Below are 12166 nucleotides of genomic sequence, written 5' to 3'. Positions count from 1 at the left end.
TCGCAGGTGTCTCCAGTCATCTGCGAAAGGCAGCGGTGGCGATGTCGGTTAGGCGTGAGCCTGGCCCGGTCTCCATCCTGTGCCCGTGGCGTCGCACGTGCCCCTTAGCTGCCTCGATACGTGCTGTACGACCACGGCGACACCAGTAGCGGCACGTGATAGTGCGCACTGGCATCGGCCACGCCAAAGCGCAGCACGACACGATCGACGAAGCGAGGCTCCGGCACCTTCGTGCCGATCGAAGCGAAATAATCGCCCGCGCCGAACACGAGTTCGTATTCGCCTGCGACCAGAGCATCGCCTTCGAGCAGCGGCTGATCGCAGCGGCCGTCGTTATTGGTGAGCGTGGTTTTCAGCGCACGGCGAGTGTCGCCGGTGAGCGCGAAGAGTTCGACCTTGATGCCCGCGCCGGGACGGCCGTTTGCGGTGTCGAGCACGTGGGTAGTGAGCTTTCCCATTCGCAATTTTCCTTATGTGAATGCGAGGTTTCGGCGGCGGCCCGATCCAGAATACGTTGCGGCGGATCGAGGCTCCACGTCAGTGGCTACATACCCGTCGGCGAATGAAAGCGAGCGCCGTGGCAGCCATTGTAAAAAGGATGTTCGCGTCCGCGCGCGAGCGATAGGAAAGATAATACCTGGCGCATGACAGCCTGCTGTAAGACTCGTGGTGATGACCCGTAAGACCCGTGCAAACCGTTGCCCAGCGGTCACGAGACCTGGATGACCGTTTGTCCCGATCCTACCGGCGCCAAAAAAGCCCACTATATCGGCTGCGTGAGGTTGGGTATCGCAACGGCGTGAGTTGTCAGCGTTATTTTGGCCGTCGAAGGTTACGTCTGTGCGCAGCAGCAATGCCGCGCACCCCGAAGACGGCGTAGCACGCTGGGTAACCGGGCCAACGGCGTTCGAATGAACGCGGCGGCACGGTAGCGTGTGCGCCGCATCGCATTCGAACGACTTTGCACACGGTATGGCGTACCGGCACGGCCGGTATCAGCCTCGCCGTCACGGCCGGCCTGAGCGAAGGCGCACCGCGGCGGCAGCAACAGAGCGGAGAAAACGAATGACGATGACGCAACAGGCAGGCGCGCAAGCGGGCGCAAACAGGCACGGCAAGACAATGCTGGTAAAGCACGCAGACGTGCTGGTCACGATGGATGGCGCAAGGCGCGAGTTGCGCGACGGCGGCCTGTATATCGAGGACAACCGGATCGTCGCAGTCGGACCGACCGCAGAGTTGCCGCAAACGGCCGATGAAGTACTGGATATGCGCGGGCACCTGGTGATACCGGGCCTGATCAACACGCATCACCACATGTATCAGAGCCTGACGCGGGCAATTCCGGCAGCGCAGGACGCCGAATTGTTCGGTTGGCTGACGAACCTGTACAAGGTGTGGGCGAACCTCACGCCGGAGATGATCGAAGTCTCGACGCTGACCGCGATGGCGGAGCTAGTGCTGTCCGGCTGCACGACTTCGAGCGATCACTTGTACATCTACCCGAACGGGAGCCGGCTCGACGACAGCATTGCGGCAGCGCGCCGGATCGGCATGCGCTTTCACGCGGCGCGCGGCAGCATGAGCGTGGGACAGAAGGACGGCGGTTTGCCGCCCGACTCGGTTGTAGAGCGCGAACCGGACATATTGAAGGACACGCAGCGTCTGATCGAGACGTATCACGACGATGGGCGTTACGCGATGCTGCGCGTGGTGGTCGCGCCCTGTTCGCCGTTTTCGGTGAGCCGCGATCTGATGCGCGAATCGGCGGTGCTGGCGCGTCAATACGGTGTGTCGCTGCACACGCATCTGGCGGAAAACGTCAACGATATTGCTTACAGCCGCGAGAAATTCGGCATGACGCCGGCGGAGTATGCGGAGGATCTGGGCTGGGTGGGCCATGACGTATGGCATGCCCACTGTGTGCAACTGGACGATGCTGGCATCGCTCTGTTTGCGCGCACTGGGACGGGCGTCGCGCATTGTCCGTGTTCGAACATGCGGCTCGCCTCAGGCATCGCTCCGGTCAAGCGGATGCGGTTGGCCGGCGTGCCGGTGGGTCTCGGTGTGGACGGTTCGGCATCGAACGACGGCGCGCAGATGGTCGCCGAAGTGCGTCAGGCGTTGTTGCTGCAGCGTGTCGGTTTCGGTCCAGATGCGATGACCGCGCGTGAAGCTTTGGAGATCGCGACGCTGGGCGGCGCGAAGGTGCTCAACCGTGACGATATCGGTGCATTGGCGCCGGGCATGGCAGCAGATTTTGTGGCGTTCGACCTGCGTCAGCCTTTGTTTGCCGGCGCCTTGCACGACCCGGTGGCGGCACTGGTGTTCTGTGCGCCGTCGCAGGTGTCGCATAGCGTGATTGGCGGGAAGGTCGTAGTGAAAGACGGACAGTTGACGACTGTCGAGCTGGGTCCGGTCATCGAGCAGCACAACCGGTTGGCAAAGACGTTGTATCAGGCTGCGGCCTGACAGGTTTTGTTTCGGTCAACGCAGGTCTGACGCAGAACGAAGGCAAATGCAAACGCGCACAACCGGCCCGCGTCCTGCGACGCGGGCCGGCAAGCATCAGGGTTTATCGATCAAGGTCTTGGTCGCCTCGGCAACAAGGCTTCGCAACCAACGCACTTCATCGGAGTAATGCACGCGTTCGTGCCACAACTGGTAGTACTGCATCGGCGGGAAATCGAGTGGCGCGGGCACCACAGTAAGGGGCAGAAATTTAGCGTAGTAATCGGCGAAGAGCCGCGTTGTCGTGAAGATCAGATCCGACTTGATCAGCACATACGGCGCGAGGTTGAAGTACGGCAGAGTCACGACGACATGACGCTTTAAGCGCTCGCGCGCGAGGTGCACGTCGATCGCGCCGCGTTGGCCCACCGAATAGGGAGTAGGCGCAAGATGCGGAGCATTCAGATACTGGTCGAGCGTCAACCCGCCGCGCTTGGCGAACGGATGCGCGTTGCTCATCAGGCAGACGATCTGGTCGACAAACAGGTTCGACAGATGCAGCTGCTCGGGCGGCTCCGGCCAGTTGCCGACGACGATATCGAGCTTGCCGTCCTCGAGCGCCAGTTCATAGTCGAACGCCGGCCCGAGCGAGTGAAACTCAAGCGTCGCGTTGGGCGCCGCCTGGCGGAAGCGCTCCACCACGGTTGGCACGAACAGCACGTTCAGATAATCGGGGCAGCCAATCCGGTAGCAGCGGATCGAAGTGGCCGGATCGAAATTGTGTTGCTGGAACTTGATGCGCTCGATTTCGCGCAGGGCGTTTTGCACCGGTTCGAGCAGACGCAGCCCGTACTCGGTCGGGACCATGCCGGACTTGCCGCGCACCAGCAGCGGGTCGCCGGTGATGTCGCGCAGACGCCGCAGCGCCGCGCTGATGGCGGGCTGGGACTGGTTGAGTTTGACGGCGGCGCGCGTCACGCTGCGCTCCATCAGGAGGGTGTGCAAGACGCGTAATAAATATGTGTCGATCGCCTCGCGTTGCTGGCTCATGACTTCTCCGAAATATATGTTGTGGCTGATCGAACGGGCCTTTGGGTATATGACTTTTAATATGAACAGAAAGATGCGTCAAGAGAGGGATACCCGCACAGCACGTGCTGGCGCGGGTTTGCGGGGAATTTTGGCGGCTCGACTGACAGGGTCGAATTAGGTATCGTCATTTCGATATAGCGAAGGCACGGCGCATTCGGCCGGGGCGCGCCGCCTCGTTGCAACAGACAGTCATTGGCGTATTACGGAAACTCATGGGCGACTCTTCTTCTTATAACGGCGACGCCGCGCACCCCGCAGGTGGGCCGGCCGTCGTGCCGCGCCTCGTGCTGGCAGGCATCAGCAAGCAATATCCGGCCGTGCGCGCCAACGACGACGTGACGCTGATCGTCGCGCCCGGTGAAATCCACGCTGTGCTCGGTGAGAACGGTGCGGGCAAGAGCACGCTGATGAAGATCATCTACGGCGCGGTGCGGCCTGATGCCGGTGAAATTCGCTGGGAAGGACAGACGGTCGAAATCGCGAGCCCGGCCGCAGCGCGCAAGCTCGGCATCGGCATGGTGTTCCAGCACTTCTCGTTGTTCGAGACGTTGACGGTAGGCGAGAACATCGCGCTCGCGCTCGATGAACCGTTCGACCTGAAGACGCTCGCCAAACGCATCCGCGAAGTGTCGGCGGATTACGGCCTCGATATCGATCCGCAGCGTCACGTGCACAGCCTGACAGTGGGCGAACGGCAGCGCGTTGAGATCGTGCGTTGTCTGCTGCAGAACCCGCGTCTGCTGATCATGGACGAGCCGACTTCGGTGCTCACGCCGCAAGCGGTCCGCAAGCTGTTCGAGACATTGAGACGTCTCGCCGCCGAAGGCTGCAGCATCCTCTACATCAGCCATAAGCTCGACGAGATCCAGGAGCTATGCGACACGGCAACGGTGATGCGCGGTGGCCGCGTGACCGGTCATGTGAAGCCGCGCGAAGAGACGCACGCGTCGCTGGCGCAACTGATGGTGGGGCATTCGTTGCCCGACTACACGCGTCGCGCTCACACACCGGGCGATGTGCTACTCGACGTGAAGCATCTTTCGGCGGCGAGCGACGATCCGTTCGGTACCTCGCTCGACGACGTCTCGTTCAGCGTGCATGCCGGCGAAATCTTCGGCATTGCGGGTGTGTCGGGCAACGGCCAGGCCGAATTGCTGGCGGCGCTCTCTGGCGAGCAACGCGGCGCGCGCGCCGACGCGATCACGATTTGCGGCAAGGCCGCGGGCAGACTCGGCGCAGGCGGGCGCCGCTCGCTCGGCTTCGGCTTCGTCCCGGAGGAGCGCCTGGGGCGCGGCGCTGTGCCGGCCATGACGCTTGCCGAAAATGCGCTGCTGACGGGGCATCGCCAGAAGATGGTGCAGTCCGGCTGGATCAAGGCGGGTGCGATGCGCAGCTTCGCGAAGAAATGCATCGATGCCTTCGATGTGCGTTGTGGCGGTACCGAAGCAATCGCGCAGAGCCTGTCGGGCGGCAATCTGCAGAAGTACATCGTGGGACGCGAGATTTTGCAGGCGCCTAAGGTGCTCGTGGTCGCGCAGCCTACCTGGGGTGTCGACGTCGGCGCCGCCGCGTTCATTCGACAGCAGTTGCTCGATCTGTCGGCACGCGGCGTCGCGATTCTGGTGATCTCGGAAGAACTGGAAGAGCTGTTCGATATATGCGACCGCATCGCGGTGCTCGCGCGCGGCCGGCTGTCGCCCGTGCGCGTCACCGGCGAGACCAACGCCGAGGAGATCGGCAGATGGATGGCAGGCCTGTTCGGCGCGCGGGAAGAGGGCGCGGCGCCTTCGCCCGGACAACCGGCGCACGCCTGAGTGTGGCGTAGATCACGGCGCAACTGCGGGCCTTACGGCAGGCGTAGTCCACGTAGATTGACATCCGAAACAACACCTATAGCAGCCCCACGCCTCAACTTACGATCCCACGCAGACTTATGATTTTTCCGTATCGACTCGAAGCCCGCACTGCGCCCTCACGCTCGATGCAGCTCGCTGTGCCGCTGATCGCCGCAGTGCTCACGCTTGCGCTCGGCTTCCTGATTTTCGGCCTGGTCGGCCGCGATCCGCTGGAGGCGATGCACGCGTTCTTTATCGAACCGCTGTCCGATGTGAACGGCTGGTCCGAACTGCTGCTCAAGGCGTCGCCCTTGTGCCTGATCGGACTGGGTCTCGCGATCGGCTATCGCGCCAACGTCTGGAACATTGGCGCCGAAGGGCAGATGCTGCTCGGCGGTATTGCCGCGAGCGGCGTGGCGATCTATTTCGATCAGGCGAGCGGCTGGTGGATTCTGCCGACCATGATGCTGGCGGGTATCGCCGGCGGCATGGTGTGGGCGGCGATTCCCGCGTTCCTGAAGAGCCGCTACAACACCAACGAGATTCTCACGAGCCTGATGCTCACCTACGTCGCGGCCCAGTTGCTGATCTATCTGGTGAGCGGTCCGTGGCGCGATCCGCAGGGCATGAATTTTCCGCTCTCCGAAATGTTCAGCGGTGACGCGCTGTATCCGACGTTCTCCGGCGACTGGCACTGGAAATTCCTGCGCGGCACGCGTCTGAATGCGTCGATCTTCGTCACGTTCGTCGCAATTCCACTCGTATGGCTGTTCATGCGCAAGAGCTTTGCCGGCTTCCGGATGAACGTGGGCGGCCTCGCTCCGCTAGCCGCGCGCTACGCCGGCTTCTCCGACAAGAAAACCATCTGGACCTCGCTTCTGATCAGCGGCGGTCTCGCCGGGCTGGCGGGCATGGGCGAAATCTCCGGGCCGATTGGCCAGTTGCAGGCCACCTGGTCGCCGGGCTATGGCTTCACCGCGATCATCGTCGTGTTCGTGGGGCGCTTGCATCCTGTCGGGATCGTGCTGGCGAGCCTGCTGATGGCACTGCTGTATCTCGGCGGTGAGGCGGTGCAGACCTCGATGCAGTTGCCGCAGGCGCTTTCCGGCGTGTTCCAGGGGCTGCTGCTGTTCTGCCTGCTGGGTGCCGACCTGTTTGTGAATTACCGCGTGCGCCGTCGCAATACGACCGCTCACGCGAACTGAAGCCCACTGATTTTCCCCGACCCGGTCTTATGGATATTCAACAAGCTAGCGCGCTCACCTCGAGCGCCGTCACCGCCGCGATTCCGCTGATGTTTGCGGGCGCCGGCGAACTCGTCACCGAGAAATCGGGGGTCCTGAATCTGGGCGTGGAAGGCATGATGCTGATGGGCGCCGTCAGCGGTTACGCAGTCACTGCCGTCACCGGTAGTCCGTGGCTCGGCGTGCTGGCGGCGATTGCGGCCGGGCTCGCCATGTCGCTGCTGTTCGGCTTTCTCACGCTGACGATGCTGGCCAACCAGGTCGCCACCGGTCTTTCGCTGACGATCTTCGGCATCGGCTTGTCCGCTTATGTCGGCAAGCCGTACACGTCGGCGGCGGTGCGCGCGTCGATCGATACGTGGACGATTCCTCTGCTCTCGAAGATTCCTGTGCTTGGGCCCGCATTCTTCAGTCTGACGCCGCTCGATTACCTCGCCTTCATCATGTTCGCCGTGGTGGGCTGGTTTCTCTACCGCACGCGTGCCGGCCTCGTGCTGCGCTCGGTGGGTGAGTCGCCCCAAGTGGCGCACTCGGTCGGCTTCCCCGTCATTGGTGTGCGTTACGGCGCGGTCGCATTCGGCGGCGGCATGGCGGGTCTGGCCGGCGGCTACTACTCGATTGTCAATCTGCACCTCTGGCAGGAGCAGCTCACTTCCGGCCGCGGCTGGATCGCGCTTGCGCTGGTGGTGTTCTCGACGTGGCGCCCGGGGCGTCTCCTGATCGGCGCGTTGCTGTTCGGCGCAGTGACCGGCCTGCAGTTTTATGCGCAGGCGATTGGCGTGCCGGTTCCAACCCAGTTCCTCGCGATGCTGCCCTATGTCGCCACGATCGTGGTGCTGGTGCTGATCTCGCGCAATCCGAACACGATCCGCCTGAACGCACCGGCCTCGCTCGGCAAGCCGTTCTTCGCGGCGGGCTAAGCATCAGCGGGCCACGCGCGCTCGAGTTTCAAATCAGGTTTCAGATTCACTCCATATGCAGTATGTACAAACCCGCTTCACGGCTTGAACGAATCAATCACACGACAGGAGAAAACATGAAGAGAAGAAATCTGCTGACCGCCGCGGCGCTGGGTACGCTTTCGCTCAGTCTCGGCGTCACGCTGACGCAACCGGCACAGGCGGCCGATGTGCCCGGCGTCGCATTCGTCTACCTCGGCAACCCAGGGGATGCCGGCTGGACCTATGCGCACGATCAGGGCTCGAAGGAAGTCGAGGCCAAGTTCGGCAGCAAGATCAAGGTCACCCGCGTCGAGAACGTGCCGGAATCGGCCGACTCGGAGCGCGTGTTCCGCGATCTGGCGAACAAGGGCAATAAGATCATCATCGGTTCGAGCTTCGGCTATCAGGATTTCGAACTGAAGGTTGCGAAGGATTTCCCGGACACCGTGTTCCTGCACGCCACCGGCTACAAGAAGGCGCCTAACTTCGGCACCTATGACGTGCGCATGTATCAGGGCGCGTACCTCGCCGGCGTCGCCGCAGGCTACGTGACGAAGACCAATACGCTCGGCTTCGTGGCATCGGTGCCGATTCCCGAAGTGATCCGCAACATCAACGCGTACACGCTCGGCGCGCGTTCGGTCAATCCGAAGGTCCACACCAAGGTCATCTGGATCAACAGCTGGTTCGATCCGGGCAAGGAAAAGCAGGCCGCGGAAACGCTGATCGGCCAGGGCGCCGACGTGCTGCTGCAGAACACCGATTCGAGCGCCACGCTGGCCACGGCTTCGGAAAAGCACGTGCATGCATTCGGCTGGGATTCGGACATGAAGAAGTTCGGTCCTGACGCGCACCTGGGTTCGGTGGTCGGCAACTGGGGCGTGTACTACACGGCGGTGGTCCAGCAGGTGCTGGATGGCAAGTGGAAGAACGATCCGGTGTGGTGGGGCATTCCGCAGAAGGCTGTTAGCCTGGATGACCTGAACACGTCGGCGATTCCGGCCAATGCGCTGAAGGATGTCGCAACGAAGCGCGACCAGATCGCAAGCGGCAAGTGGGATGTGTTCGCAGGTCCGATCAAGGACCAGTCGGGCAACGTGAAGGTGCCGGCCGGCAAGACGCTGGCCGATCCGGAACTGCAGCGTCTGAACTGGTATGTGGAAGGCGTGGACGGCGACTTGCCGAAGTAATCGCTACGCGCGTTGGCAGAGTGCGACGCGGGTGACTGCCGGCGCCGCGTGCCGGTCAACGCAGACAGTCGACCAGGCGGCGGTTTAGCAACCGCTGCTTTCAAGGGCTGCGTCCTCACGGACGCAGCTTTTTTTACCTATTCGATCCGCAGACCGACCTTGATGGTCACCTGCCAGTGCACGACCTTGTCGTCTTCGATGTGACCCCGCGTCTCTGTCACTTCGAACCAATGCAGATTGCGCAGGGTTTTGGACGCTTTTGCAATGGCGGTGCGAATCGCATCGTCGCTCGATTTCTCAGACGATCCGGTCAGTTCGATCTGCTTGTATACGTGGTCTTTCATCATCTCCTCCTTCATCTTCAGGTTAGTGAAAAAAGTATAGGCAATCGCGCCCCATTCGCATTGCTGGGTTGTTCCGCACATGGCATGCCCGGGATGGACTGGTCTCCGAAGGCGGTAAAAGCGGCTATGCGCGGCCTAACATCTTGATAACCTGCTAAAATATTGGGTTGTTCGCCGCATATTCATTCAAAGGACGCGCCGTGCTGTCTACCGCCAATATCACCATGCAATTCGGGCCCAAGCCCCTCTTCGAGAACATCTCCGTCAAATTCGGGGGAGGGAACCGCTATGGCCTGATTGGTGCAAACGGCTGCGGCAAGTCGACCTTCATGAAGATTCTTGGCGGCGATCTGGAACCGAGTTCGGGCAACGTGATGCTCGAACCGAATGTGCGTCTGGGCAAATTGCGCCAGGACCAGTTCGCATACGAAGACGTGCGCGTGCTCGATGTAGTGATGATGGGCCACGCGGAAATGTGGGCCGCCATGACCGAGCGCGACGCGATCTACGCGAATCCGGACGCTACCGACGACGACTACATGCACGCCGCCGAACTCGAAGCGAAGTTCGCCGAGTACGACGGCTACACGGCCGAAGCGCGTGCGGGCGAACTGCTGCTCGGTATCGGCATTGCGATCGAAGACCACAACGGCCCGATGAGCAACGTGGCGCCGGGCTGGAAGCTGCGCGTGCTGCTCGCCCAGGCGCTGTTCTCGAAGCCAGACGTGCTGCTGCTGGATGAGCCGACCAACAACCTGGACATCAACTCGATCCGTTGGCTGGAAGACGTGCTCAACCAGTACAACTCGACGATGATCATCATCTCGCACGATCGACACTTCCTGAACCAGGTCTGCACTCACATGGCAGACATGGACTACGGCACGCTGAAGGTTTATCCGGGCAATTACGACGACTACATGCTGGCCAGCACGCAGGCCCGCGAGCGTCAGCAGAATGCCAATGCGAAGGCGAAGGAACGTGTCGCCGATCTGCAGGACTTCGTGCGCCGCTTCTCGGCCAACAAGTCGAAGGCCCGCCAGGCGACCAGCCGTCTGAAGATGATCGACAAGATCAAGATCGAGGAATTCAAGCCCTCGTCGCGGCAGAACCCGTTTATCCGCTTCGAATACGAGAAGAAGCTGCACAACATCGCCGTGGTGGCCGACAGCATCACGAAGAAGTACGAGCGCACGATTTTCAGCAACTTCAGCATCAGCGTGCAGCCGGGCGAGCGCATTGCCATCATCGGCCAGAACGGCGCCGGCAAGACCACGCTGCTGCGTTCACTTCAGGGTGGCATCAAGACTGAGCACGGTACGGTGAAGTGGGCCGAAAACGCGAATGTCGGTTATATGCCGCAGGACACGTACGAAGAGTTTCCGGACGACATCACGCTGATGGACTGGATCGACGGCTACCGCCAGGAAGGCGACGACGAGCAGATGGTGCGCGGCACGCTGGGCCGGCTGCTGTTCAATGCGGACGACATCCGCAAGTCGGTGAAGGTGCTTTCGGGTGGCGAGAAGGGCCGCATGATCTGGGGCAAGCTGATGCTGGGCCGCCACAACGTGCTGCTGATGGACGAGCCGACCAACCACATGGACATGGAGTCGATCGAATCGTTGCAGATCGCGCTCGACAAATACGATGGCACGCTGATTTTCGTGTCGCACGACCGTGAGTTTGTGAGCGGGCTGGCGAACCGGATTATCGAAGTGCGCACGGATGGCACGCTGTATGACTTCGGTGGCAATTACGAGGATTTCCTGGCTAGCCAGGGTGTGCAGTAAGCAAGAGGCGCTTGCCGCTTCACGATGTAACTTGCGTTGTAGCCATCCTGATCTGACGATGGTTACAACGCGATTCCCGCAGTAACGCGATTCGATCGCGCCTCGATCTCCCCCGGTTTTCCATTCTTCTATCTCCCCACGAATGCCCGGCAGCTTGCCGGCAATCGCGTCGTTGCTCGCTGTTTCCCCGCTCGGTCCCGCGTGCCGTCCCCGCCTCCACAAAAAATGACATCCGCTCTGCGTTTTCCTTGGCGGAGATCAAATTTCGCCTGAGCTTTCACTCGTAGAATCCGGCGGCGTACGCATTTAACTGCGTGGGTTGCGTGTTGCGAAGATGCAGCGGATTTCAGGGGTGGTTCAATGAAAAGCAGGCAAATATGATGAACAAGGGAGTCCTTAACAACAGGGTATGGATACCCCTGGGGGGCGCGTTGGCTGCATGCCTTTCCGGTTGCAGCAAGCTCGATGTGCTCGATCCGAAAGGCAGCATTGGCGCGGCGGAAAAATCGCTGATCGGCACAGCGACCTACACGATGCTGATTGTCGTGGTGCCGGTCATTCTGATGACGCTCTGGTTCGCCTGGCGCTACCGGGCCAGCAACCGCGGCGCGACCTACGCGCCGAAATGGGCGCATTCCACGGCGATCGAAGTGGTGATCTGGACGGTACCGTCCATCATCATCCTGTGTCTCGGGGTGCTGACGTGGAAGACCACGCACGAGCTCGATCCCTACAAGCCCATCGAATCGGCGGTGAAACCGATCAACGTCGAGGTCGTGGCGCTCGACTGGAAATGGCTTTTCATCTATCCGGATCTCGGCATCGCATCGGTCAATCAACTGGCTTTCCCGGTGGGTACGCCCGTTAATTTCATGATCACGTCGGACTCGGTCATGAACTCGTTCTTCATTCCGCGTCTGGGCAGCCAGATCTACGCCATGGCGGGCATGCAGACCCAGTTGCATCTCGTCGCCGATGAAGCGGGCGACTATGCCGGCGTGTCGGCCAACTTCAGCGGCAGGGGCTTCTCCGACATGAAGTTCCGGGCGCTCGCCACCAATCCCGAGCAGTTCAACGCGTGGGTGGAGAAGGTCAAGGCGTCGTCGGGCCGGCTCGACATGAACGAATACAACACCGTGGCACAGCCCAGCGAGAAGGCGCCCGTGCGCTACTTCTCATCGGTCGATCCGAAGCTGTTCCACAACATCATTGCGAAGTACAACAACGGCAACGTTCTCGATCTGCAGAACAGCAATTGCAGTACGAAGGGGTAACA

General features: G+C 61.4%; 10 protein-coding genes. 7 read left to right on the top strand and 3 right to left on the bottom strand.

Annotated features, from left to right (window positions below):
- Positions 1-104: 104 nt before the first annotated feature.
- Complete coding sequence (gene uraH, locus P3T24_RS07025) at positions 105-458, bottom strand: hydroxyisourate hydrolase (protein ID WP_074264343.1); 354 nt, start codon at positions 456-458, stop codon at positions 105-107.
- A gap of 607 nt (positions 459-1065) precedes the next feature.
- Between uraH and P3T24_RS07020 the strand changes: the two genes are divergently transcribed.
- Complete coding sequence (locus tag P3T24_RS07020; RefSeq protein WP_429433386.1) at positions 1066-2472, top strand: 8-oxoguanine deaminase; 1407 nt, start codon at positions 1066-1068, stop codon at positions 2470-2472.
- A 96-nt stretch (positions 2473-2568) separates the two neighbouring features.
- Here P3T24_RS07020 and P3T24_RS07015 read toward each other — a convergent pair whose 3' ends face one another.
- On the bottom strand, positions 2569-3501 hold the full coding sequence (locus tag P3T24_RS07015) for a LysR substrate-binding domain-containing protein (protein ID WP_012433318.1): 933 nt from the start codon (positions 3499-3501) through the stop codon (positions 2569-2571).
- Between the two features lie 254 nt (positions 3502-3755).
- Here P3T24_RS07015 and P3T24_RS07010 point away from each other — a divergent pair, with 254 nt between their 5' ends.
- From P3T24_RS07010 to P3T24_RS06995, 4 genes are all read left to right on the top strand, one after another.
- Positions 3756-5357: an ABC transporter ATP-binding protein gene (locus P3T24_RS07010; protein WP_074264345.1), complete on the top strand. Its 1602-nt coding sequence runs from the start codon at positions 3756-3758 to the stop codon at positions 5355-5357.
- 119 nt (positions 5358-5476) lie between these two features.
- The gene (locus P3T24_RS07005; protein WP_429433384.1) at positions 5477-6583 is read left to right on the top strand and encodes an ABC transporter permease; all 1107 of its coding nucleotides are present in this window, start codon (positions 5477-5479) and stop codon (positions 6581-6583) included.
- Between the two features lie 29 nt (positions 6584-6612).
- A complete protein-coding gene (locus P3T24_RS07000; RefSeq protein WP_074264347.1) occupies positions 6613-7542 on the top strand; it encodes an ABC transporter permease in 930 nt (309 codons plus the stop codon).
- Positions 7543-7658: 116 nt separating this feature from the next.
- On the top strand, positions 7659-8753 hold the full coding sequence (locus P3T24_RS06995; RefSeq protein WP_074264348.1) for a BMP family ABC transporter substrate-binding protein: 1095 nt from the start codon (positions 7659-7661) through the stop codon (positions 8751-8753).
- Between the two features lie 137 nt (positions 8754-8890).
- Here P3T24_RS06995 and P3T24_RS06990 read toward each other — a convergent pair whose 3' ends face one another.
- A complete protein-coding gene (locus P3T24_RS06990; protein ID WP_074264349.1) occupies positions 8891-9097 on the bottom strand; it encodes a dodecin in 207 nt (68 codons plus the stop codon).
- Between the two features lie 200 nt (positions 9098-9297).
- Between P3T24_RS06990 and P3T24_RS06985 the strand changes: the two genes are divergently transcribed.
- Together P3T24_RS06985 and cyoA are read left to right on the top strand one after the other, a co-directional pair.
- Positions 9298-10890: an ABC-F family ATPase gene (locus P3T24_RS06985; RefSeq protein ID WP_074266035.1), complete on the top strand. Its 1593-nt coding sequence runs from the start codon at positions 9298-9300 to the stop codon at positions 10888-10890.
- 380 nt (positions 10891-11270) lie between these two features.
- Positions 11271-12164, top strand: coding sequence for a ubiquinol oxidase subunit II (gene cyoA / locus P3T24_RS06980; protein WP_429434272.1), 894 nt, complete (start codon positions 11271-11273; stop codon positions 12162-12164).
- Positions 12165-12166: the final 2 nt, after the last annotated feature.

This window comes from Paraburkholderia sp. GAS33 (assembly GCF_050436645.1).
GTDB classification, from domain to species: Bacteria; Pseudomonadota; Gammaproteobacteria; order Burkholderiales; family Burkholderiaceae; genus Paraburkholderia; species Paraburkholderia phenazinium_B.
The sequence above is the reverse complement of the archived record's forward strand: the minus strand, read 5'-3'. Positions and strand labels throughout refer to the sequence as shown.